Raw genomic sequence first — 24945 nt, 5'->3', positions numbered from 1 at the left:
ACATTAAAATAACCAATGAAATCTAATAATCATTGACTATTTGATAAAACTTCTATTTGTTCTTTTTAAGAAGCGTAAACGGATTGAAGGAAACCCCAACGTTAAAGTAGAATGTCGGATCAGGCTTAGTTTCAAATATCGCATCCTTGAATGAATCTTGTTTTCTAAATAATCTTCCGGAAGGAGTCATCTTAAACCCTGTTTTTCCGGTGATTACAAAATTACCTATTGCATGTTCATAGATTACCCCACTATTAATATCTAACTGTCTATATTGATATCTCTGATCTGTGCCATCTATGTTATATAGGTAAAATGAGGTTTGGTCCAATTCAGTACCTAAAGAAACGCGTCCGGTATTATTGAAAGCATATTTCCTAAGATAGATACTTCTTGGCAGCGTAATATCGGCAATCAAACCATTATTGAATTTGTGTTCATAGGTAAATATAGGTATTACAGGAGTCTGCGCAGTAGGGTCAATATTGGCCGCTAACCCTAAAGTCATTTTTGTACGTTCATTGGCTTTTAAAACCATCACAACTGTTATTACCCCCCTAACCCGCTCAAAATGCTTATCGCTACCATCTACTACAACACTAGAAGAGTAGATCGTTCTTTTTCCAAAAAGTTTCGAGAAATAAGTAAGGTTCAAGGATGAAAAAAGGTAGTGAAAATCTTCATCAAGCACTGTGGATTTTCCCGTAAAAGGATCGGTCATGTCAGCTTCTGCGCTGGTATATCTGTATCCTACAGTGGCACCCAATAACCATGTCTTTCTTTTGATAAAGTTGAAGTTAGCACTGATCTTTGCTTGAGTAAAGTTGTTGACTTTACTTTCTTGTAAAGAGGTACCTCCCCTTTTAGAAGTAAAACTATAGGGTGCTGCGTTTGAGAACTCGATGTTTAAAGGACGGGCGATTGCAAATTTATCAGCTGCATATACAACTGCTCTTTTTGGGACACTGACACTATCCTGAGCAAAACATTCCATCGAGAAGAATAAAATACCTAATATTAATGTTGCTTTTTTTATCATTTTCATTTTATCTATTTTAAAATTTTAATTGTTGACTGAGAAGAATTAAAGTAAAAGATCTTATCATATAAGTTAGCCACCTTATTGTTTTTGATAAATTCTTTTGAAGCCTTTAGATCGCCAGCATAAAAGCTTTCCTCGATAATAACAAACCATAATTCTTTGATCTTTAATATTTTTCTCAAAGAGATTAGCTCACTTGGCATGTATAAAAGTCTGTCAAAAGAATACCTAGTATTACAAAGAAGGTCACAGAAATAAATTCCCTTTTGAACACCATTCTCATCTACAATATTAATCGTATCCCGGTAATCGTTTACCGTCAATGGCTGCTTGTAGATGCGAATAAAACGGAACAGGTCAAAGACCTGGATGATCTTTTCCTCTTGCTGGACTTCTGATAAAAGACCATCATCCATTATCTGTGTGATAAATTCCTGAAACATGTATGATAGATTCATCGTTGCTTAAAAATATGAACAGGACAAAAGACGTAATAAAAGGAAAGGCAATTTTCGTTATTATACCAACCGACTTACAATTTATACTAAATGCCAGCTCCGAACGGTTTAGTATAAAGAAAGGTATGGTTGGTATAATTTCTTATTATCGTGGCTTAGTTAGTCCTATATTTGTTTAGCGTTTAATTTTTCACAAAAAGGCTATGGGATACGGCAAACAAGAGGTTCAGGACACAAAGGTTATCAGATTTATAACTGAAGATAATTATAGGCTCCTGCGCCATGTTGTACTTTTACTTGGCATCTTGGCTATCATATTCTTTTCAAAACAGGCAACGGAATATAGGGGATCGATTAGGTATCTAAAAGTTTTGTTCATATACATCCCTTTAGTAGCCATGTGCTATATCAATATGAATATCCTAGTCCCAATACTTTTCTTTAAGGGCAGATATGTGATGTATTTTGTATCTCTTTTTATATTGGTCTTTATTTCCCTCGCAACCATTTCTAATGTTATGCAAGTGTATTTTCCACATAAGGACTTCATAAACAAAGGAATTGACCCCGATCCCGAAAGAGGGTTCTATGAGGGAATGGTGATATTGATCCCGATCATACTTGTAACCACAATGATCAAGCTTTTTCAGCGATGGATGAGGGATAATGAAAGGATCCGTGAGTTGAACAATGTTACGTTCAAAATGGAATTGAATGAACTTAGAAACCAGATCAATCCACATTTTCTTTTCAACATGCTTAATGGGATCAAGTCTTTGGTTCGTGTAGATCCGGAAAAAGCGACGACCGTTATCATGAAACTATCCGAGTTTCTTCGCTATCAACTTTATGAGAACAATGAGGAAAGGACATTGCTAAAGTCTGAAATAAATTTTCTATCCAACTTTCTAGACCTGGAAAAATTGAGGAGAGATAATCTCTCGGTTAAGATTACAAGTAAGACAGAAGCTAAAATAATCAACAGTGTTTTTCTTCCACCAAACCTTTTTACCACTTTTGTAGAAAATGCGGTAAAGCATAGTGTAGATATCAATGGCTCAGAATCATTCATACATATCGACATTGAGGTAGTTGGAAATCAGCTTTTTTTCGATTGTGTAAATTCAAAAGATCCTATTTACAAGCCCTCTTCTAATATAAAAAGCGGCGGATTGGGATTGGGAAATATAAAACGCCGACTCGAACTTTTATATGGGGATAATCATATTCTTGATTTCAAATCGACCCAGACCAAATATGAAATTAAATTAACAATACCATTATGAACTGTATCATAATAGATGACGAGCCTCTAGCAAGACAAGAAATGCAGGCCTTGATAGCGGATGTATCCGATTTGGAAATACTTGGTACATTCACTAATGCCCTAACGGCAATTATTTTTTTAAAAACAAATTCTGTAGACCTTATTTTTCTGGATATTGAAATGCCCATGGTTTCTGGACTGGAATTTGCAGCGCAACTTCCTAAAGACTCATTGATCATTTTCACTACCGCCTATCCGAAGTATGCATTGGAAAGCTACGAACTGGATGCGATTGACTATCTGTTGAAGCCTATCGTAAAATCTAGACTGGAGAAAGCCATCAACAAAGCGAAATTATATAAGGGATTGCTATCTGATGATACTATAAAAAATACACTGGAAGCCAATGCCGGAGATTTTTTATTGATAAAGGCAGATCGGAGATTTTACAAGATCAATTTCTTAGATATCCGCTTTATAGAGGGGCTGAAAGATTATGTGGTTATATATGTTGGCACTCAGAAACTGATTACAGCCATGAACCTAAAGACTATTCACCAAAAAATTCCCCAACATCTATTTTTAAGGGTCAGCAAATCGTACGTCATCAATATCAATCTTGTGGATTCATTTGATCACCACAACATCTACCTCGGCGAAACAGAAATCCCACTAGGCGATGTATACAAAAAAGACTTCTTTAAATTATATTCGGGAGGAACCCTCAATTCCGAGACGCCTTAGACAGTTAAAAAGCATCAGCTATTTTGAGCTGATGCTTTTAGTCAATAATAGCTATAAGTTGTATTAGCTTAGATTCGCTTTGGGTTCTGGCAGATTATGTTCTTTTTCTTCCTTCCCTTTCGAGAACCTGGAAATGAGGTTTTCGATAATAAGGTACATACTTGGCACCACGAATAGCGTCAAGATCATGGAACTGGTCAATCCACCGATAATAACCCAAGCCATTCCGTTTTTTATTTCAGACGCAGCACCACTGGCAATAGCTATGGGAAGCATCCCAAAAATCATCGCTAGGGTGGTCATCAATATCGGTCGTAGCCTTTCCTTTCCTGCTTCTATCAAAGCATCTTTCACCGCATAACCTTCGGCTTTTAGGTTATTGGTAAAATCCACGATAAGGATAGCATTCTTTGACACAAGCCCCAGGAGCATGATCATCCCGATAATGGTAAATATGTTCAACGTTTCCATGGTAATGGCTAGGATCAGAAATGCACCAACCAGTGCAACCGGTATAGAAAACAATACCACAAAAGGATATACGGCATTTTCATAAAGGGCCACCATAATCAGGTAAACCAACAGTATTGCAGTAATCAATGCCAGTCCAAGGCTTCCGAAGGCATCTCCCTGGTTTTTAGAATCACCGAGAAATTCAATGTTGATACCCTCAGGAACCTTGATAGACTCCACTTTTTTCTTGATCTCATCACTCACCGTTCCTGTAGGCCTACCAGTTACATTCGACTGAACAGTAATAGAACCCAAACGGTCGATACGTTGCAAGGTTGTTTCTCCAAGAGCCTCGCTAACCTCAGCAAATTGGTTCAGCAATATCGTTTGTCCCTGCGAATTTATAAAAGGCAGATTACGTACATATTTGATATCGGAACGATTGAACTTATCCAGACTTACCATGATATTGTACTCATTACCTTCCTGCTTGAACTGGCTTTTATCGCTTCCACTGAAAGAATTCTGTAACGTGGCTCCTACTGTACCAGCATTCAATCTCAACATACTCATCTTTTCCCTGTTCAGTTTGATGTCCACCTCAGGTTTTCTATCCTTTACAGAAAATTTTACAAATTGGGTACCTGGCACTTCTTCTACAACTTTTTTATAGGCCTCTGCAATCTGACGAACTTGATTAAGATCTACACCTTTCACTGCAATTTGTATTGGAGCACTGCTGATATTTCCGGTAATAGATGTTGATGATACCGTAAACTTAGCCCCGGTAATTGCACTGCTAAGCTTTTGTTGAATAAATGTTCCGTATTCTTCGGCAGTCATTGTGCGTTTTTTCTTATCTACCAATGACAGGGTCAGCTCCGCCAGATTGGCATTACTGCTGGTTCCCGATACGCTACCGCTTACAAAACCTATACTGGAAAATACCTTTTGCACTTCAGTCTGTTCTAGAAGGATTTTTTCGGCCTGCTGTACCAGCATATTAGTTTTGTATATGGTTGCTGTTGGTTCAAGTTCCATATTTAGAATTAGGTTACTCTGATCTGCCTTTGGAATGAAAGCAGCACCAATAAAGCCCATTGGAACCAATGCAACGGCTCCTATGATTAATAATATTGTACCTGATAAAAGCCATCTTTTTTTACGGAGTACCTTTTGTAGCAGTTCTCCATAAACTTCTTTAATATTGTCAATAAAACGTTCAAAGCCAACATTAATTCTTCCCCAAAGCGTATCTCCTCTCAAATGTTCCAATTTACCAAAACGGCTTGCCAAAAGTGGCGTGATAGTAAATGAAACAAATAAACTCATCAGTGTAGAGATCACTACCACTAGCGAGAATTCACGTAGTATTGAACCAATCATTCCTCCGGCCATAGCCAGCGGAAGAAATACCACCACATCTACCAGGGTAATGGAAAGTGCAGTAAACCCGATCTCGTTACGGCCTTCAAGGGCCGCCTTACGTCGATCAGATCCCATCTCCATGTGGCGATAGATATTTTCTAATACCACGATAGAGTCATCTACAAGGATGCCCACAACTAATGATAATGCCATAAGGGTCATTAGGTTCAGCGAAAACCCAAGAAAATACATTGCAATAAACGTTGGAATAATGGACGCAGGCAATGCTACCAATACAAACATTGAGCTCCGGAAACTGTGCAAGAATGCCAGCATTACGATACCCACGATAATTACCGCAAGCATTAAATCGAACATTACTGAGTCAGCCGCGTGCAGTGTGTACACACTCTGATCTGTAGAAATATTAAAATTCAATTTTTGTCCCTTATATTGGTTTTCAATTTTTTCGAACGCCTTCTTCACCAGTTCACTAACATCAACGGCATTAGCGTCACTCTGTTTAACAATCTGAACCCCAATTGAAGGAATACCGTCAATGTGATTGATAGCCGTCGTCTCGGCTGTCGCATCCACCACCTCGGCGATATCTTTTAGATAAACTACTCCCTGTCCGGGCTGTTGCAGTACAATTAGTTCCCGCAATTGATCCAACGACTTTACATTGGCATCATATCGGATAGAAAGCTGCTGGTTCTGTGTCTTTATACTACCGGCAGGGAAAGAAATATTGGCATTATTAATAGCCTGCGTAACTTGCGAAATGGAAAGCCCATAGGTCAGCAGTTTGTTCTGATTGATATTAATTTGTATTTCACGCTTATCCCCGCCAATTATATTTACCTGACCGACACCGGCCACATTCTGCAATATAGGTTTCAATTGGTTGTCTACAAGATCGTACAGATTACGTGATGCCATATTGGCTGTAACTCCTGCCTTGATTACTGGTGTTTCTTCTAAGTTTACTTTATTTACCTGTGGCCGCTTAGCATCGTCAGGCAAATCATTCATAGCTTGGTCAGCTTTACGCTGTACGTCACGTTCCGCTTTGTCTACATCTGTTCCGCTCTTGAAGGATATGACTATGATGGAAACACTTTCTTGTGAAGTTGAATTGATTTGGTCAAGCCCCTCTACAGAAGAAAAAGCATCTTCCAGTTTCTTGGTCACTGTGGTCTGTACCTCAGCTGCCGAGCCACCCGGATATAAGGTACTAATGGTAACAGTCGGAACTTCGATCTTGGGAAGCAGGTTGTAGTTTAAGCTCAGGTACGACTGTACCCCGAAAAGTACCAGTACCGTAAAGATAACGATAAGTAATAAGGGCCTTTTAATGGCTATTCCGGTTATTGACATAGTCCCGTTCTTTATTTAGAAATGTTAATTAATGTACCATCCTTCAAATTAATCTGTCCGGATGTAATGATTTGGTCTCCCGCTTGCAACCCGGCTGCCACCTGTATGTTACTGCCATATTCAACGCCGACCTTGATGCTGCGCAATACTGCTTTTCCATCCCTTACCACATAAACGGAAGCATCCTGAGTACTTGAGTTGAGTGCCTCGCGGGGAATCATCAGGATTTTCTGTGCTGTTTTCTTTGAAAAATCGGCATATGCGAACGTACCAGAATGTAAAGGGGCGTCCTTTTCATTAGCAGCGGCAATCTCTACCAGATAGTTATAGGCCTGATTGGCTTGTGGGCTTATAAAGGTAACGGTGCCGATAAATGACCTGTCGGGGTACACATCGGTCGTCAGTTTGATCTTTTGGCCAGGTACGATCTGGTATACTTCGGCTTCGGTAAGATATACTTGCACCTTAAGCTGTGAAAGATTGACAATCGAAGTGATCTCTGCACTGGTACTGACAAACATCCCTTCTTCAACCGTCTTTGAGCCAATGACACCACTGGTCGGTGCCTTGATGGTCGCATTAGCTATCTGTCTGCGCAACTGCTGTGAAAGGTTCATGGCATCGTTATAGGTCTGACGAATATCGTTGACCTTTTCCTGTGTGGCCGCATTTCCTTCCAACAGTTCTGTGTAGGTCTGCAGGTCATGCTTCAGTTTAAACACATTGGATTCGGATTTCTGTAGATCAAGTTCCAACAACCGTGTCTCAATGATAGCGAGGGTCTGCCCCTGTCTTACGTTATCTCCGAGGTTGAACAACAATCGCTGTACATTTCCGCTGCTTAAAGAGCGTACTTTTGCCTCCTTAAATGGAGCAAACATACCTGTTTTCACCAAGCCAACATCTTGTATTTCTTCCTTAACGATAGTGGTAGTTACAGGTATAAGCACGTTCCTAACCTTGGCAGGTTGGTTCTTCTCATCAATTTTCTTTTTGTTGGTGACCAATTTGTAGGCAATAAAACCGATGATGGCAATGCAGATCAGGCTTATTATAAGTTTTTTTTTCATCCGTATAAAGTTGTTTTCAATTGAGATGAAGCTATCATGAGTTTTATGATTATAAAACTCATGATGGTTTCATCGTTCTTTAGAGTGAATTATAAAAGGTTTTTAATGTACCCGTTGCTTTTTCAAGGTCAATTCGGGCTTGGTAATAGCTGTATAATGAGTTTAGGTAACTGCTCTGGGCTTCCTTTAATGAGTTCTGGGTGTTCAGCCAATCTGTAAGGTTGGTGATGCCTTTCTGAAACTGCAGGTCAGTAACCTTAAGTACCGATTCTGCCAAGGTCACGTTTCGCTGATCATTTTCTACATTTGCCTGTGCCTGTACTAGTTTCGTATGGGCGTTCTCATAGTCGACCTTAAATCGACCTTCTGACAGTTTCAAATTCTCCTCAGCATTCATACGGTTCAACTTTGCCTGTTTGGACTGGGCGCCACGCTTATAGAAATCAAGAATTGGAATACTTAACTTTAAACCTACAGCCGAATACGGAAGAAGTTCATCATAAGCGCCACTAAGTGTGTTCCCAAAACCAACCGCACCGTAACGAGCATATCCCGTCAATTTGGGAAGTCCCCCTGCCTTGATACGTGCCTGTTCGATTTCTAAAACCTTTATATTGAGTTCCGCTAATTTATAATCGATCCTCGATGCAGGAGAAAATGACCCGATACTGTCATTGGTAGGAACCGAGACTTCCATTTTTGTAAAAACATCTACATGTAGTCGATCATTTATTGGAAAGCCCATTTCAAACTTCAGCTCATTTTCTGCCAATTGCCTGTTACTTTGGGTAACACGGATTTGAGACAGCGTGTTGTTATAGTCGACACTTACCTTATCAAGATCCTTCTGAAGTGTAGTCCCCTTGTTTACCTGCAACCGATATATTTCCATTTGCTTTTCATAAGTACTTTTATTGTATTCCAAAAGATCCAACTGTTGGTTGTATACAAAGATTTGGAAATAGGCTGTACTAATATTATAGATTATCGCTTCCTGGCTCTGCTCGATATTGAGATCTGCCTGCATTTTATTATACTTATTGGCTTTCAGACCTGTGAGCATAGATTGGTCGAAAATAACCTGATCCAATTGAGCAACGGCACCGGCGTTATATTTCTGGGTTAGGGATATCCGGCGTTCGTCGGGACCAAATATTCCAGCGGGAATTACGCTCTGTTGGAGCTTAAGGTTGTTGTCTAGTGTCGATGTCAGACTCACTTTTGGCAGGTAATCAGCCAGCACCTCCTTGGCCTTTGCATCTGCAGCCAGTTTTTGGTTGGCATAGATGGTATTGTTACGGTTATTCTTTAGCCCGTATTCGATACACTGTTTTAATTTCCAATTCTCCTGGGCCTGGGCATTTAGCCAGGAACTGAACAGCAGGAATACAATAATTTTTATACGCATATGATCTTCTTACTTGATACCTCCCTTTAATGAAGGTTTTACATTAGATGGGGCTAAAGTAAAAGATAGTACAATCCCTACTTTGCTTATTATACGAACCACCCTTGTTTTTATACAAAACATAGCTCATCAACTGCTATATTATTTCACGAAGATTCTCATAGGAAATCCTATTGCATTGTATCCGCATGGCTTGAAGCAGAAAAGGAAAAATGAAAGACACTTTTTGGATAATCCATAATCCCTCCTTTATACAAGGATTATATCTAGAAAATCTGCAATACTGCAAAAATTAAGGGCATCGAACCAAGAAGTTAAAGAATTTAAATTATAGATTACTAACTGACAATCAGTTACGTGATATTTTCGAAAGGCAACTAGCTTTTGTACCGTCAGGGTACCCTTAATTGGCTCGAACCAAAAATCGGTCTCTACTTTCTCTATTCAACGATTTGAAAATCCGTTAAAAATAAAAAAGCCCTTTAAGATATCTTAAAGGGCTCACGGGGTGGAATATGGGGCTCGAACCCACGACCCTCGGTACCACAAACCGATGCTCTAACCAACTGAGCTAAAACCACCATGTGTTTTCAACGCTACAAAAGTACGTTTTTTAACAATCTATTCAAATATTTTTGAAATTTCCTGCCATTTATATTTTAAGCGGTTATATTTCAGTAAATTGAATTTTCATAATTTCTATTTTATGTCTCTTGTTCTGATATTTTTTAACTCTTCTATCGCATAAAAAACAGATATCCTCCGGTTTCCATTGCCGCCTTTAATCGTATTAATTACACCGATCCGGTAATTGTCCAGCGTATGGTAAACCTGATTTCAGCTCCTGTCATAAACTTATAAGGCAAATAAATTTTTCAAAGCTCCATTTCTTTCAAATAACCAAGAGTGCAAAAGCACTGGTATAATGTCATGACTTCGTTTTAATTAAACAGGGTTTAAACAGGGGCTTTATAGGGACATTATAGGGACATAACAGGTATAAATCCAAATAATAACATTACAACCCCCGGTTTGAGGGCTTTTCCGGAGCAAAATCATATAACTTTAAAAATGCGGTAACAGGTGCTTATCCCGATTTTGGAATTGACCCTGCACTCGCATTGGTAAGTTTCGGAACGCTTAGTCAGGCCGAAACAGCTTCAGTAACTGCTGAAAAGCCGCTCACCATCACTGTCAAATGGGCAGGTGGAGACGTAGGCAACATGCAAAAGGCAATGATCCTTTTATATGATATAGCTGCAGGAGCTGCGCTGATAGATACTTCAGCTGCCTGGCGCCAAAATAAAATCTTCGAGTGGATACTACCTGCTCAATTTGAGAGTAAAAAATATCATGTTTACCTCGCTTTCGTAGATAGTGACATGAGTAATCAGAGCACAAGTCAGTACCTCGGAGAAGTCACCGTTCTCTAATCAGAAAAAAAAATAAAATAACACCTTAAATTTATTTGGATTTATTCTAAATAGACCTATATTTGCTGGCATAAAAAAATAGCCGCACGGTTCGCACCCGCACGGCTAAACGCCGGAATAAACCGGCTTACCTTTAATCTCAGTTAAAAGCAATGCAAATTAAGAAATTTTTGCTATTAGGTGTACTATGTACCTATGTAATTTTTACAAAAGCCCAGGATCGGCAAGCCAGCCTGAGCGGAAGACTTACCGGGAGCGCAGGAGAACCCATCCCTGCCGCTACCGTGAAACTACAAAATACCAGATATGGAGTAGTTTCTGATCAGAACGGTTACTATAAAATCAGCAACGTAAAACCGGCAAATTATATTGTACAGGTCAGCGCAATGGGTTATAAATCCCAGAATAAACAGATTAAATTAGCAGCAGGAGAAAGCGGCAGCCTAAATTTTGTATTGGCGGAAAGCGCTGAGCAAATGGAAATGGTTAATGTAATTGGCCGTACCAAAGCACAAGAAGTAAACAGGCAGGCATTTAATGTGACTGCTATTGATGCTACCAAATTGTATAATACCACACTGGATATTGCCGGTGCGCTCGATAGGGTTGCCGGCGTGAGGGTAAGGGAATCAGGAGGTGTGGGTTCTAATTTTAATGTTTCCCTGAATGGTTTTTCCGGCAGGCATGTTCGTTATTTTATAGACGGCATCCCCATGGACAACTTTGGTTCATCCTTTCAGGTAAATAACATCCCCATCAATGTGGCAGAGCGTGTAGAGGTTTACAAAGGCGTCGTGCCGATGTGGCTGGGTTCTGATGCATTGGGCGGAGCCATAAACATTGTTACGGGCAACAGGCACCGCAACTATGTGGATGCTTCCTATTCGTACGGGTCATTCAATACGCACCGCAGTGTGTTGAATGCTGCCGCTACTTCCCAGAGCGGATTGACGGTACAGTTGAGTGCTTTCCAAAATTACTCTGACAATGATTATAAGATCAACCTCAGGACCTTGCTGCAGAACAATATGCAGGACGATAAAAGGGCGGCGCAGGTAAGGAGGTTTCATGATGTCTACCACAATGAAACCTTGATTGCTAATGTGGGCGTGGTTGGTAAGTCATGGGCAGATAATCTTTTGCTTGGGATGACTATGGGTCAGAATTACAAGGAAATGCAGACTGCGGCCAGGCCTGAGGCTGTTTATGGCCAGCTACACAGACGCGGAAACATTGTGATGCCCTCGCTGAAATACAAAAAAGCAGACTTACTCCCGGGACTGGATGTGACCATCAATGCCAACTATAATTTGGGATATGAGATCACCATTGATACGGCCAAGGCAGATTATGACTGGGACGGAATTCGTGATCCTAAGGTAAGTATGGGAGAGACGGAGAACGGGCAGCATGTTAAGTATAAAAATAACAATGGCCTTGCTACAACCATGGTCAGCTACAGGCTCAGTGAGCACCAAGCGGTAGCCGTCAATAACGTATTTTCTACTTTTGACAGGAAATCGGATAACCTATTATTTCCTGACCGTAATGCATTAAATGTTCCAAAGAAAATGGACAAGAATGTGCTCGGTTTTGGATATTCATATGATGTGGACAATAAATGGAGCCTGAACCTTTTTGGTAAATACATTTTGCTAAAAAGCGTGGTAAATAGCTTCAGCCAGAAAAATATGGACCATAAATTGGGATATGGCACTGCCCTGGCTTATTACATCAACCCAGATGTGCAAATCCGTGGTTCTTATGAACTGACCAACCGGATGCCTGAAGCAAACGAGATTTTTGGTAACCTGGAAAATGAGGCCGCCAATCCTTTATTGAAGCCGGAGAAGAGTGATAACTTCAATCTGGGTGTGATTTACGGGTTCAAAATAAACGAGGTTAACCGCTTTTCCATCACTACTAATGCTATTTACAGGTATTCTACCGACTTCATTTACAGTAGATTGGTGGGTGGAACTGGTCAGCTGAGGGACTATACCACTTCAGACAACCGCGATGGTGTACGTACCACGGGTTTTGACAGTGAGATCCGGTATTCATACAAAAGCTGGTTGAGTGTAGGGGCAACGTTAACCTACCAGATGTTGAGAAACATGCAGAAGCATGACTACAATGCCAGTACAAGGGATTACTATCCTGATGAAAGCCTTGTCTATCTTGACCAAATGCCAAATATTCCTTACCTGTTCGGTAATGCAGATGTATCGGGCTCGTTCCGCAATGTATTTGCAAAGGGAAATAACCTGACCGTTGGGTACAATCTTCTGTATGTAAACCGGTTCTGGCTGGATTGGCCAAGTTTCGGTAATCCTACGGAGGCCGACAAAAATGCCATTCCCCTGCAACTTTCGCATGATGTGAATTTTGTCTATAGCATGAAAAATGGCCGCTATAACATTTCTCTGGAAGCAAGGAACCTGGCGGATAAACCGGTGTTTGACAATTTTGCCCTTCAGAAACCCGGTCGGGGATTCTATCTGAACTTCAGGTACTTCATAAATCAGTCTAAATAATCATATCAATATTAATTTTAAAACAACAATATGAAAACATTGGTTACCAAAACGCTCCTGGCATTGGCATTTGCAGGAGTCTTATCTTCTTGCGAAAAGAAAGCTGACAGGGAAGTGATCCCTGAAAATCCAGGAAATTATATCATTGCAGTTACGCCTACCGCTATTGCTGGTAAGGCTGATTACCTGCTTACAGCAAGCAGTCTGGAAAGTGGCGCCGCCTCTATCATCGGTAACGGCGTGGAGCAGGATGGTACATACAGGTATTATGTGACTGCCAACAATAAATTATTCAGTATGCTGTATGGCCAGGGTAGCCCCGGTGCGGTAACCGTTTATGGCGTGACCGATGGGAAATTGAACAAGCTGAATGACTATACATCTGCTACTGTGCATGCTTTTGCACCGGTTGGTGATGATATCCTGACGGTAAGGGTACCAAGAAGAATTGCTGCAGCAGGTACGCCTACCGTTTACGAATGGTACCGTGTAAGTACAGCGACCAATGCAGAAGTTGCTAAAGGAACCGTTGACGCCATCATGCCAAGTGGTAATGGCGAGATCGCTCACCTGAGCTGGATCAAGCAGGTAGGAAATAAAGTGTTTGCACCTTATTTTAGCATATACAATAGTTTCTTTACCAAGTTTCCGGATCAGGCAGGAATTGCTGTATTCTCTTATCCGCAAATGCAATATGAAAAAACCATTAGGGACACAAGAACAAGCTTCATTGGCCGGTACTTTGTCGATGGTTTAGGTTTGGTAGAAAATGGTGATTGTTATGCATTTTCATCATCAGTGGCTGCAGACGATGATCCTGCAACAACTGCTGTAGATGCTAAAATGACTTCAACTAAACCTTCTGCTATCACCCGCATTAAAGCAGGTACCACAGAGTTTGATATGAGCTATTTCTTCAATTTTGAAGAAGCTTCAAACGGATATGTGATCACCAACTGGTTGAACATTGGCCAGAACAAATTTATCGCCAATATCGAGCCTAAACTTACTAAAGGACAGTACGTTACAGGTAAGCGATTGGCTATTGTCGACGTAGTCGCCAAAACTGTAAAAGCAGTAACTGGTTTTCCTGAAGTAAAAGACATTTCCAGCGTAACCACTACTAACTACAGCCCTAAGGATGGTAAAACAGGATATGTAGGTGTGAATCTTGCAAGCGGAGCTACTTATGTGTATAAGATTGATGCATCTACTGCTACCGCTACACAGGGAATTAAAGTTGAAGGTGGTGTGATCACTGCTATTCAGCACTTGCAATAATAATTAGTAAAACCAGACATAACCATAAAATATTAAGACAATGATCTCAAACAAAACTCCGGCCCCTAAAAAGAAACAGAAGGATTCTCTTTTTAAGAGGATCAATAATTGGCTGCATCTCTGGTTGGGTTTAGGCTCTGGCATCATTGTCTTAATTGTTTGCCTTACGGGCTGTATCTGGGTGTTTAATGAAGAGATAGACGGTTTGATGCATCCTGAGAATAAAGTAGAATGGCAGAACAAACCAGTGCTGAGTCCATCGCAACTGACAGCAATTGCTGCTAATCTGTATCCTGATAGGGTGCCTGCCTATGCTAATTATCATCAGGGAGAGGTGATCAACCTCAGCCTGAGAAACAAGGTGGAAAAAGGCGGTCGTGGGGGTGGCGGAAGGCGTGGTGGGGGAGTGCAACTAAAGGTTAATCCTTACAGCGGAGAAGTGATCAGTAATGTAGTACGTAAGCCTGGCGAAACAGACTTTTTCCGTTTTATCCTGAATGGGCATAGGTTTCTGTGGATGCCTTTTGAGATCGGGAGACCAATCGTAAACTATGGTACACTGGTATTTGTGGTGCTGCTGATCACCGGACTGATCTGGTGGTATCCTAAGAAGTGGAATAAATCTACTACAGATAAAAGCTTCAAGATCAAATGGGGGGCTTCGTTTAAGCGGGTTAACCTTGATTTGCATAATGTACTGGGTTTTTATTCGCTCTTATTGCTGGCCGCAATCGCGCTTACAGGGATGGTGTATGGAATTAAATGGTACAGTGAAGGCTTGTATTGGGTAACCAGCGGGGGTGAGCAATTGGGCGAATTCAGGCGCATGAAATCGGATTCGTTGCAGGCAGGCAAGTTTTACACACCTGTGCAGGCAATGGATGCAGCATGGGCAAAGGTGGTGGCTAAACACCCTAGGTCTACCGGTTTTTACTATTCATTTCCAGACAGCAAACGTGCAGCAGCTACCATTGATATTACCGTTTATCCGAGTGCCGGTCAGTTTTACAACAGTCAGGGCTATACTTTCGATCAGCATACACTTAAGGAGTTGAAACGCCAGGATGCTTACTCTGTGGAATATACCAAAGCTACATTTGGTCAGAAACTACGCAAAATGAATTATGACATACATGTGGGCAGTATCCTGGGTTTTCCGGGCAAAGTACTGGCCTTTTTGGCTTCGCTGATAGGTGCTTCGTTGCCCATTACAGGATTCCTTATCTGGTACGGCCGTAAATTTAAAAAGAAAAAGACCAGTAAAATCTCCTTGGAGCCTGAGGTGAAGCGTAGTGCCGGCCCTCCTGCAAAGCCAAGATTTAAAGCGGTCAAAAAAGAAGAAGATCCTGTTTTGGCCGCTAATGCCCCGTTACAGTGATCTGTTAAAAGACAATTATCAGTTTAAATTATATTCTTTAAATAATGAAAAAGACAATTTTTATAATGCTCGGCCTGCTATTTAGCGTTTCAAGCCTATTTGCCCACGCCTTGTGGATTGAAACAGCTGCTACCGGCAAGGTGGGCCAGAAACAAACCGTCAAAGTTTTTTATGGCGAATATGCGGATTTAGGTCGCGATAGCGTGTCTACCTGGTATTCAGATGTAAAGGAATTTACGCTTTGGCTGGTAGGTCCTGACCAAAAGAAAACCCAGTTGGCGGTTACGCAAGGATTAAACTATTTTGAAGCTAGCTTTATTCCGGCACAAAATGGTTCGTATACCGTTATGGTAAGCCATGAGGCAAAGGAGTTGGGTGGTACCACCAAGTATCATTTCCTTTCTAGTGCAAGCGTAAGTGTTGGGAAGAGTGCAGCTGTCGTATCACAAAATACCAACGCACTTAGATTGCATGTGGATGATGTGAGTTCATTAAAGTTGAAACAGCCAATAAAAATGACAGCTTTACTAAAGGATGTTGCTGCGGGTAAAAAGGCAGTGACAGTTTTCTCCCCAACTGGTTGGTCTAAAGAATTTTATACGGACGAAAATGGTGCTTTCGAATTTACACCACTCTGGCCCGGCCGTTATGTAGTAGAGGTGAGCGACATGGATAAAACGCCTGGTCAGCACCATGGCAAAGATTATAAAGCTACCTGGAAAGGAGCTACTTACAGCTTAGAACTTAAATAGCAAGATCTGGTTAGAATGGCGAGAAGCTGATCAGTTCACCTGGCGTGGTCTTTAGGGTCACGATGCTGGTGCTGATCGCTTTCTTGCCTGATTTATTAGTAATTGTTCCCCGCGCACCCCAGGGAACAATTAGTTTAAGGTCATTGCCCTTCTCACTGTAGACGGTGAGGGATGTAACATTGCCTTTTTGTTGTTTGGCGCTGATCAGGAAGGCACCCGCACCGCGCAGGTTTTGAAAGGCGGCATCCTGATCTTTAGGCCAGTTTGGAAACAAGTGGATTGTGCCTTTATTGCTTTGCATCAGGCATTCGTTGACAACTGCGGGGAGTGCAAAATTTTCAAACCAAACTCCCATGCCAGCCATGTAGGCATAGTCTGTTTGTTCACTATACCTGCCACGAGTTTGCATCACCATATCGGTTGCAGTCCCATTGGGGAGTAAGCAATAGTTTACCTGTCTTTTAAATTCTTCGAGATCCAGTAATCCGGCGCGAGCTGCTTGCAGATTGATGAATACCAAATCATTTCCACCTTCATTTTGCTGGTTTTTATAAGTGTTTTTAATGATTTCATAGGTTTCCTTGTCTGAATGAAGGCCGTAATCTTCACCAGGAAAAACAGCGATCAGTGGGTTAGGTACATTATAAACTACCTGGTCGTGCTCTTCCGGAACAGACACAAATACCTTTCCATAGGTTTCAGACTGTGCTGTGGGGTATTCCGGGAACCGGGCCAGTATATCGCTGACGCCCTTAAGAAGCGTACGTTCTTCAGGGCTAGTACCGATGATCTTCGTCGCCTCCTGGAACGCTTTGAATATGAATTTAGTCAGCGTAAGGTCTACGGCACAGTCGTAGTTGTATTTGAATCCCGGCCTTAGTCCGTAAAGTTCAGGCGGGACAGTAGGGAATATGTGGTAGCGGTCGTCTTTCCATCTATCGCCGCCATGTGCATCCGGTCTTTTCATATAGGCCACCAAAAATTCCACGGCTGCTTTGATCGGTTCGTATGCACGTTCCGTTAAAAATGACTTATCCCCTGAATACAGGTAATGCCACCACAAACCCTGAACCGTCCACGGTGTTTCACTTACTTCCCAGCCCCAATCGGGAATGGGATAGGGGTTCATCGTCATTTCAACAGGATAGCCGGAATGAGGAAAATAAGCACCTGGCAGGCCATAATACTCTTTTGCCCATTTTCTGCTGACAGGTATCAGGGATTCGACGAGGCTCACGTAGGGTAAGTTTTTGTCCAGGTGGTTGCTGGAAAAGGTCATCCAGAAAGGCTGCTGTGTATTGTAATTCATGTGATAGTCGCCATGCCAGGCGGTGCCGATGTTGTTGTAACTCCAGTTGGCAAATAAACCCGGACATGTAACCCCGGCTTTGGCTGCACAATTAAAAAAGTAAAGATTCCTGTACCAGATCTGCTCCAGAAAGGGATCACTTAGCTGAACAGCAGATTTGCTCCAATATTCCTTCCATACCTTAAGGTTGGCGGTAAATACCTCGTTAATAAGGCTACCTGCGGGCATTGGTTTTGCCGATAATTGATCTGGAATTACTGAATTCAATCCTTCTGACAGGCTGATCACGGCATGGAAATTAGTCGTCTGATCCAGTGCAGCCTCCAGAGTGGGCATTTGCTGCGTGTTGCCATCCCAGTTTATTCTCGGTTTCTTAGTCATCCGGCTGTTGGTCTGTACCAGCAGGCGAAAGGCTTTGTCTTTAGCTTTGGAATTATCATCGCGTTCACCCGTTTGATGCGGAAGGGTCTGACGAAAGGAGAGAGTCCCTGCATTGAGGTCTTCAGCTTCCTGTCTGACAGGAAATTCCTGCGGGGTGGATGGATCCGGGATTACTTTAATCCTGTCGAACATGTTTATGTGAGGTTTTCCTTGCAGATCAGTCAGTTCCATCATAAGCCGGTCTTGCACCATATCTGTGAATAGCTTTAATTGAAGTTTCTTCTTGTCTTGCGTAAGCAAATTTACGGTGCATACGCCTTTGGCAATGTCAAGTTGATGACCAGTTAGCTGAAGTTTTCTCCTGTCGAAACTTAAGACAACCGAGCCACAGGGAAAAGGCCTCGGATAAGGTTTACTATAGTTCTCGCCCGACATTTTATTATACTCATTGTACCAGAGATCGTCGGTAAGGTTTTTCAATGTAGTAGGGATCTTTTTCACTTTGTCAAAAACTTCTGCGAAAGTGCCAAGTTTGGCCAAGTTGTTTTCGGCGATCCTGATATCCCAAACATTGTTGTGCCCAAAATAAAGCACTACCGCATCAGGACGTGTAGTGACTACTACGCCCATTCCTCCATTGCCGAGTAGTCCGCCTTCAAAAAAGCCTGGTGCGGGCTTTTGGTAGGTAATTCCATGATTTCCTGCAATGTCAAAAGCTGAAATTGGTCTATCGAGGCTCTGGGATGCAAGTCTATGACAGCAGAGTAGTAAAATCATTATGGCAACTAAACGGTGATATGGCATATTCATGAGTTTTATTTGACGGTCAATGATAGTATTTTTTAGGTTGAATTCAAAGCATGATATTTGTCGGATAGTTTATGCTTTATTGATAAATATTTCATTTGTGATGATTTAAACTGTCTATTCGCTGTTATTTTATATTTTTTTATTTTATAAAATAGTGGAATAGTTCATTTAATTAAAAGAATAGTTCATGGATCAGGATTGCTTTTTTTGAATGATAACCACACCAATATTTTGATATATGTAATTTTTACTATATTTAAGGGCTTGAATGGCCGGGCAAATCCCTCTGGGATTTATAAATAACTTATAACCAAATAATATCCCATTATGAAATTAACACAGTCTCTCAAAAGCGCTCTTAAGCGATCTTTTAAACGCGCTTCAAAACGTTCAGTTATTGCCCTTTCTTTGCTCTTCGGGGTATTTATCCTTACACTTTCTTTTGTGCCAAAAAATGCAGATCCTGTAGAGAAGATTGCTGCGGCATTACAGCGCTGGGCAGATACCAATCCACAGGAAAAAGTTTACCTGCATACAGACAAGCCTTACTATATAGTAGGCGATACGATCTGGTTTAAAGGTTATGTAACGATAGGTAGTAAGCATCAGCTCTCTGCATTGAGCGGCGCGTTGTATGTAGACCTGATCTCTGAGACAGACTCACTGACCAGATCCATAAAATTGCCGGTTATATCAGGTATGAGTAAAGGAAATTTTGTGCTGCCCGACAGTAGCTTCAAGGAAGGTAATTACCGCTTGAGAGGCTATACCCAATGGATGCGCAATGCTGGGCCCGAATACTATTTTGATAAAGTGATCACGATAGGTAACTCCATAGTAGATCCTGTATTCGCTAAAATTGACTATGAGTATGCAAAGGTAGGTGATAAAGTAAGCACTCTTGCAGTGATCACCTATACCAATGAAAAAGGTGAGCCGCTAATGAATAAGCCTGTCAATTATGACATCAGAGAGGGATACAATTCCCTTCACCTGGATAAGAAGACTACCGATGCCAGCGGACAGATTAAAATACCACTGCAGTTGGGCAAATCCGGAAAGCTGGGTGACATAAACTTGGTGACGAAAATTGAAACAGCGCCAAAAGACCTTACCTTAAAGAAATTTGCTGTAAAGCTGGTGTCAACACAAACAGATGTACAGTTTTTCCCGGAAAGCGGCTCGATGGTCAATGGCCTTCGCACCAGGGTTGCCTTCAAGGCAACAGGTACGAATGGATTGGGAGTGCCTGTTAAGGGCGTTGTTTTGGATAACGAAAATAAAGAGGTGGCAATTTTCGAAGCGCTGCACCTGGGAATGGGCTCTTTCAGACTGCTACCAGAAGCCGGTAAAAGCTATCAGGCTAAAGTGACTTATCCGGATGGTTCAGAAAACATAGTTAAGCTCCCTTCAGCGATAGATAATGGGTATGTATTGGGTGTGTTTAATGATGCCGAAACCGATACGGTGCTCGTTAGGATTAATGCAAGTGAGGCCGCCCTTAAAAACGGTGCGCAGCAGTTGAGCCTGGTGGTACAATCGGGCGGTGCGGTATTCTTCGCTACAACTATGCCTGTGAATAAAACAGCTGTATCTTTCTCTATTCCGGCGCTTGATCTCCCGTCTGGAATTGTTCAGTTCACACTTTTTTCTGCTACAGGAACACCAATTAATGAGCGGATCATCTTTATTCAAAACAAGGATCAGATGGATTTAAAACTGTCGACCGCTAAAAAAGTATATGCTGCGAGAGAGAAGGTGGAGCTGGATCTGCAAGCTGCTGACTTTGAAGGTAAGCCGATCAGGGGTAATTTTTCAGTTTCAGTAATCAGTGAAGATGCCGTTCCGATAGATGAAGCTAAAGAAAGTACTATTTTATCACATATTCTGCTCAGCTCAGACATCAAAGGTTATATTGAACAGCCAAACTACTATTTTACCAATCCTACGCCCGATACAGAAGCAAATCTTGATCTGCTGATGATGACACAAGGTTACAGAAGATTTGTGTGGAAAGACCTAATCGGAGAAATACCTTTTCATCCTAAATTTAAACCTGAAAAACTGACAATGGACATCACAGGGACATTGGTTAACCTTGCTAATAAACCGGTTCCGATTGCGGGAGGAAACATCTTGCTCTTAACCAACAAGCTTGATGCCTTGCCCATGGACACGGTTACTGATGCAAATGGTAGATTCAAGTTTAGTAATCTTCTGGTTACCAGTGAAATTAAGTTCTCTGTTCAGGGAAGGAGAGGGAAAAGTGATAAAGTGGAAGTTAAAATGGACAAGATCCGCGAGGAAGATGTTTCTCCGAATCCGAACATACCTGATCTGTCTTCGGATATGAGAATGGTGATGCAGGCTTCGTTTGAGAACAGCAGAAGACAGGATCAGGAACTGACAAAGAACGGGCAACTGGGCAGGACACAGCAGTTGAAAGAAGTGGTAATCCGTGCAGAAAAGCGTAAGCGGGTGTACACAGGCTTGAATATACTGGATGGCCATGCCGATCTGACACTTCGTAATGACAAGACAGACAACTATCTTAACCTGCTGGACTGGCTTAAATTTAAACTAGTAGGCGTTATATTTAAGGAGACCAGTGATGCGGAATGCTACCAGATCATGATGCCTTTTAGCAGGAATGAAAAGATGGTCGTATTTGTAGACGGTAGAAAGTTAACACCTTGCGAAACGCAGGACTTATGGCATATTGATCCCCTCGACGTGGAGCGTGTGGATATGATCCGTTCTAACCTTGCGCTGATGAGTATGGCTGGCGGACCAGCTATTTCTATCATCACAAAAAGAGGAATTGGCCAGTTGCGCACCACTTACAATCCTTCATTGGCTTTCTTTAATCCTAGAGGATTTGATTCTGCAAAAGAATTTTACGCTCCGAAATACAATAATAACGGAAACGACCCGAGAGTTCCTGACCTTAGGACAACTATCTACTGGAATCCAGGTGTAGCTGTAGCTCAGGACGGAAAAGTTAAGCTCAATTTCTTTAACGGCGATAGCAAAGGAAAATACCGAGTAGTGGTAGAGGGTATCAATGCCGATGGTTTGCTGGGCAGACAAGTTTACCGTTACGAAGTTAAATAATGAGATCGATGCCAAATTCTTTTGGCGCAAACGTTTTCGATAATAAATGGTGTTAAACATGCATTTATTGTTATAAACATCCTATATATTTAGTGTTTATGCGAGGTTGGCTTTTAAGCTTTCAGGGTGTAGACACTAAATATAAATATGAGCGATATATATAGAATGACACAGACCATGCGCTGGTTTGGCCCTAAAGACCCTGTTAGCCTGTTAGATATCAGGCAGGCTGGTTGCACTGGTATCGTTAGTGCATTGCACCACATTCCCAATGGGGAAATCTGGACAGTAGCCGAGATATCCAAACATAAATCTTTAATTGAAAACGCCGGACTGACCTGGGACGTGGTAGAGAGTGTACCAGTACATGAGGCTATCAAAACCCAGGATGCTGGATATGAACAATATATAGACAATTATCAGGTTTCATTAAGAAATCTGGCTGCTTGTGGTGTATATGTCGTCACCTATAATTTCATGCCGGTGCTGGATTGGACAAGGACCAATCTGGCCTTCGAACTGCCAAATGGAGCCAGAGCGCTAAAGTTTGAGAAGGCAGCGCTGATAGCTTTTGATGTGCATATGCTGAACAGGCCAAATGCTTCAGCTGATTATTCAGCCGAAGAGCTAAAAGCAGGAAAAATCCGGTTTGATCAAATGAGCGAAGCCGACAGACTAGTGCTGCAGAGAAACATCATCGCCGGATTACCGGGTAGTGAGGAGAGTTTTACACTGGCCCAGTTTCAGCAGGCACTGGATAAATATAAAGACATTGATGAGGAAAAGCTTTCGGCCAACCTGATCTATTTCCTTTCTCAGATCGTTCCGGTAGCTGATGAAGCAGGGATTAAGCTGGCCATCCATCCCGATGATCCGCCTTATGCGATATTTGGCCTGCCCAGGGTAGTAAGTACTGCCACGCTGGTACAAAAGCTATTTTCAGCGGTACCTTCATTAAACAACGGACTTTGTTTCTGTACAGGTTCTTTTGGTGTAAGGGCTGATAACGACCTGGTAGCAATGGTGAAGATCTTTGCAGAAAGGATACATTTTGTACACCTGAGGAGTACGAAAAGGAATGAGGCCGGCGACTTTTACGAGGACAACCACCTGGAAGGGGATGTGGATATGTATGGAGTGGTAAAGCAATTGGTAACCATTCAGCAGGAACGTAAGATAAGCATCCCGATGAGACCAGATCATGGTCACCAGATGCTCGACGATCTGAATAAAAAGACCAATCCCGGATATTCGGCTATCGGCAGACTAAAAGGTTTGGCTGAACTGCGCGGACTGGAATATGGTATAGTTAATGAATATTTAAAAAAATAAGATGAAACAAGGATCAGTTATACCTGAAGATTTTTTGCTCAATAATGAGACTGCTAAAAAACTTTTTAATGATTATGCCAGGGACCTGCCCATAGTTGACTACCACAATCACCTGCCTCCGCAGGAGATTGCTGAGAATAAGAAATTTGTAAACTTAACAGAGATCTGGCTGAAGGGCGATCACTATAAATGGCGGGGCATGCGTGCACTTGGAGTAGATGAAGACCTGATCACAGGTGCTGCTTCTGATGAAGATAAGTTTATGACCTGGGCCAAAATTGTTCCGGCTACGGTAAGAAACCCATTGTTTCACTGGACACATATGGAGCTGAAAGATCCTTTCGGTATCAATTCTTATCTCAATGCAGATTCAGGAGCGGAGATTTATGCACATTGCAATGAGCTGCTGCAACAAGACGGATTCTCCACGCAAGGCCTGTTGACCCACTATAAAGTGAAAATGGTAGGTACTACAGACGATCCCTGTGATGACCTGAAATACCATAAGCAAATTGGCGAAAGTAGTTTTGCTACTAAGGTAAAGCCTTCATTCAGACCTGATAAGGCATTGCTGATCGACAAGACCGGTCAGTTTAAAGCCTATATGAAGCAGCTTTCTTCGGTATCAGGAATTGAGATTACGGACATTGAATCGTTGCTGGCTGCCCTAAGAAGCAGGGTAGACTTTTTTGCAGCGCACAATTGCAGCATTTCAGATCACGGCCTGTCGGCCTTGCCTGCGGTATATAGCCTTACGGATGCTGAGAAAAGGGAATTTGCTGCGTTCCTTAAATCACCTGATGGGGTGTTCTCTAATCCGGATGCTTTTGCAGGATATGTGCTGACTGAACTCTGCAAGGTCTATAACGAACTGGGTTGGGTACAGCAGTTTCACCTCGGTGCTTTAAGAAACAATAACCTTGGGATGTTCAACAAGCTGGGGCCGGATACAGGTTTTGACTCTATAGGCGACTTTAAACATGCCGAAAGATTATCAGGCTTTTTTGGAAACCTGAGCCTGACGGATGAACTGACAAAGACGATCATTTATAACCTCAATCCGGCAGACAATGAGATGTTTGCTGCCATGATCGGCAATTTTGGTGGTGGTGGGATGAAAGGTAAAATGCAATATGGCTCGGGATGGTGGTTCCTGGATCAGAAAGAAGGAATAGAAAGACAGCTAAATGCACTTTCAAATATGGGTATGGTGAGTAATTTTGTGGGCATGCTGACCGACTCACGCAGCTTCCTTTCGTACTCGAGACATGAGTATTTCAGAAGGATCCTCTGTAATATGTTTGGTGCCGAGATGGAAAATGGGCAACTGCCGGATGATGAAAAATGGATAGGAAAGATTGTGAGTGATATCTGTTATTACAATGCAGAAGCGTATTTTAATTTAGGCTAGACCGCAAGGTCTAGCCT

At 41.8% G+C, this 24945-nt stretch carries 15 protein-coding genes, 1 tRNA gene and 1 pseudogene; 10 read left to right on the top strand and 7 right to left on the bottom strand.

Annotated features, from left to right (window positions below):
• Positions 1-52 precede the first annotated feature (52 nt).
• Positions 53-1045 (bottom strand): hypothetical protein, encoded by a 993-nt coding sequence (locus EZ437_RS18945; protein ID WP_131597641.1) that lies wholly within the window; start codon positions 1043-1045, stop codon positions 53-55.
• Between the two features lie 5 nt (positions 1046-1050).
• The gene (locus EZ437_RS18940) at positions 1051-1500 is read right to left on the bottom strand and encodes a hypothetical protein (RefSeq protein ID WP_165500474.1); all 450 of its coding nucleotides are present in this window, start codon (positions 1498-1500) and stop codon (positions 1051-1053) included.
• A 413-nt stretch (positions 1501-1913) separates the two neighbouring features.
• Between EZ437_RS18940 and EZ437_RS18935 the strand changes: the two genes are divergently transcribed.
• Together EZ437_RS18935 and EZ437_RS18930 are read left to right on the top strand one after the other, a co-directional pair.
• Positions 1914-2786, top strand: a complete 873-nt coding sequence (locus EZ437_RS18935) for a sensor histidine kinase (protein ID WP_225869624.1) — start codon at positions 1914-1916, stop codon at positions 2784-2786.
• A complete protein-coding gene (locus EZ437_RS18930; RefSeq protein ID WP_131597638.1) occupies positions 2783-3511 on the top strand; it encodes a LytR/AlgR family response regulator transcription factor in 729 nt (242 codons plus the stop codon). Before EZ437_RS18935 ends, EZ437_RS18930 begins: the two co-directional genes overlap by 4 nt.
• Positions 3512-3574: 63 nt before the next feature.
• Here EZ437_RS18930 and EZ437_RS18925 read toward each other — a convergent pair whose 3' ends face one another.
• The 4 genes from EZ437_RS18925 to EZ437_RS18910 form a co-directional block, all read right to left on the bottom strand.
• Entirely contained in the window at positions 3575-6712 is a 3138-nt protein-coding gene (locus tag EZ437_RS18925) for an efflux RND transporter permease subunit (RefSeq protein WP_131597637.1), read from the bottom strand.
• A gap of 11 nt (positions 6713-6723) precedes the next feature.
• Positions 6724-7782 (bottom strand): efflux RND transporter periplasmic adaptor subunit, encoded by a 1059-nt coding sequence (locus EZ437_RS18920; protein WP_131597636.1) that lies wholly within the window; start codon positions 7780-7782, stop codon positions 6724-6726.
• Between the two features lie 79 nt (positions 7783-7861).
• Positions 7862-9190, bottom strand: coding sequence for a TolC family protein (locus tag EZ437_RS18915; protein ID WP_131597635.1), 1329 nt, complete (start codon positions 9188-9190; stop codon positions 7862-7864).
• 506 nt (positions 9191-9696) lie between these two features.
• A tRNA-His gene (locus EZ437_RS18910) sits at positions 9697-9772 on the bottom strand.
• Positions 9773-10236: 464 nt separating this feature from the next.
• Between EZ437_RS18910 and EZ437_RS18905 the strand changes: the two are divergent.
• The 5 genes and pseudogenes from EZ437_RS18905 to EZ437_RS18885 form a co-directional block, all read left to right on the top strand.
• A pseudogene (locus tag EZ437_RS18905) lies at positions 10237-10623 on the top strand (DUF6266 family protein); the annotation flags it as partial.
• 152 nt (positions 10624-10775) lie between these two features.
• Positions 10776-13160, top strand: a complete 2385-nt coding sequence (locus EZ437_RS18900; RefSeq protein ID WP_131597633.1) for a TonB-dependent receptor — start codon at positions 10776-10778, stop codon at positions 13158-13160.
• 30 nt (positions 13161-13190) lie between these two features.
• Positions 13191-14441: a DUF4374 domain-containing protein gene (locus tag EZ437_RS18895; RefSeq protein WP_131597632.1), complete on the top strand. Its 1251-nt coding sequence runs from the start codon at positions 13191-13193 to the stop codon at positions 14439-14441.
• A 40-nt stretch (positions 14442-14481) separates the two neighbouring features.
• Positions 14482-15819 carry a PepSY-associated TM helix domain-containing protein gene (locus EZ437_RS18890; RefSeq protein WP_131597631.1) on the top strand — a complete coding sequence of 446 codons (1338 nt, stop codon included), beginning with the start codon at positions 14482-14484 and terminating at the stop codon, positions 15817-15819.
• Positions 15820-15863: 44 nt separating this feature from the next.
• Complete coding sequence (locus EZ437_RS18885; protein WP_131597630.1) at positions 15864-16571, top strand: DUF4198 domain-containing protein; 708 nt, start codon at positions 15864-15866, stop codon at positions 16569-16571.
• A 10-nt stretch (positions 16572-16581) separates the two neighbouring features.
• Here the strand turns inward: EZ437_RS18885 and EZ437_RS18880 are convergent, their stop codons facing one another.
• Positions 16582-19038 carry a glycosyl hydrolase family 95 catalytic domain-containing protein gene (locus EZ437_RS18880; protein ID WP_131597629.1) on the bottom strand — a complete coding sequence of 819 codons (2457 nt, stop codon included), beginning with the start codon at positions 19036-19038 and terminating at the stop codon, positions 16582-16584.
• A 360-nt stretch (positions 19039-19398) separates the two neighbouring features.
• Here EZ437_RS18880 and EZ437_RS18875 point away from each other — a divergent pair, with 360 nt between their 5' ends.
• The 3 genes from EZ437_RS18875 to uxaC all read left to right on the top strand — a co-directional run bounded on the left by EZ437_RS18875 (position 19399) and on the right by uxaC (position 24928).
• Positions 19399-22185, top strand: coding sequence for a carboxypeptidase-like regulatory domain-containing protein (locus tag EZ437_RS18875; RefSeq protein ID WP_131597628.1), 2787 nt, complete (start codon positions 19399-19401; stop codon positions 22183-22185).
• A 147-nt stretch (positions 22186-22332) separates the two neighbouring features.
• Entirely contained in the window at positions 22333-23517 is a 1185-nt protein-coding gene (uxuA, locus tag EZ437_RS18870) for a mannonate dehydratase (protein ID WP_205942754.1), read from the top strand.
• A gap of 1 nt (position 23518) precedes the next feature.
• Positions 23519-24928 (top strand): glucuronate isomerase, encoded by a 1410-nt coding sequence (uxaC, locus tag EZ437_RS18865; RefSeq protein WP_131597627.1) that lies wholly within the window; start codon positions 23519-23521, stop codon positions 24926-24928.
• Positions 24929-24945: the final 17 nt, after the last annotated feature.

This window comes from Pedobacter psychroterrae (genome assembly GCF_004331695.1).
GTDB lineage: Bacteria > Bacteroidota > Bacteroidia > Sphingobacteriales > Sphingobacteriaceae > Pedobacter > Pedobacter psychroterrae.
Note: the sequence above shows the minus strand (reverse complement) of the source record. Positions and strands in the feature narration are given on the sequence as shown.

Coding starts and splice junctions, on each gene's coding strand:
- EZ437_RS18945 (WP_131597641.1), bottom strand. CDS start 1,045: ATGAAAATGATAAAAAAAGCAACATTAATATTAGGTATTTTATTCTTC.
- EZ437_RS18940 (WP_165500474.1), bottom strand. CDS start 1,500: ATGAATCTATCATACATGTTTCAGGAATTTATCACACAGATAATGGAT.
- EZ437_RS18935 (WP_225869624.1), top strand. CDS start 1,914: ATGAATATCCTAGTCCCAATACTTTTCTTTAAGGGCAGATATGTGATG.
- EZ437_RS18930 (WP_131597638.1), top strand. CDS start 2,783: ATGAACTGTATCATAATAGATGACGAGCCTCTAGCAAGACAAGAAATG.
- EZ437_RS18925 (WP_131597637.1), bottom strand. CDS start 6,712: ATGTCAATAACCGGAATAGCCATTAAAAGGCCCTTATTACTTATCGTT.
- EZ437_RS18920 (WP_131597636.1), bottom strand. CDS start 7,782: ATGAAAAAAAAACTTATAATAAGCCTGATCTGCATTGCCATCATCGGT.
- EZ437_RS18915 (WP_131597635.1), bottom strand. CDS start 9,190: ATGCGTATAAAAATTATTGTATTCCTGCTGTTCAGTTCCTGGCTAAAT.
- EZ437_RS18900 (WP_131597633.1), top strand. CDS start 10,776: ATGCAAATTAAGAAATTTTTGCTATTAGGTGTACTATGTACCTATGTA.
- EZ437_RS18895 (WP_131597632.1), top strand. CDS start 13,191: ATGAAAACATTGGTTACCAAAACGCTCCTGGCATTGGCATTTGCAGGA.
- EZ437_RS18890 (WP_131597631.1), top strand. CDS start 14,482: ATGATCTCAAACAAAACTCCGGCCCCTAAAAAGAAACAGAAGGATTCT.
- EZ437_RS18885 (WP_131597630.1), top strand. CDS start 15,864: ATGAAAAAGACAATTTTTATAATGCTCGGCCTGCTATTTAGCGTTTCA.
- EZ437_RS18880 (WP_131597629.1), bottom strand. CDS start 19,038: ATGATTTTACTACTCTGCTGTCATAGACTTGCATCCCAGAGCCTCGAT.
- EZ437_RS18875 (WP_131597628.1), top strand. CDS start 19,399: ATGAAATTAACACAGTCTCTCAAAAGCGCTCTTAAGCGATCTTTTAAA.
- uxuA (WP_205942754.1), top strand. CDS start 22,333: ATGAGCGATATATATAGAATGACACAGACCATGCGCTGGTTTGGCCCT.
- uxaC (WP_131597627.1), top strand. CDS start 23,519: ATGAAACAAGGATCAGTTATACCTGAAGATTTTTTGCTCAATAATGAG.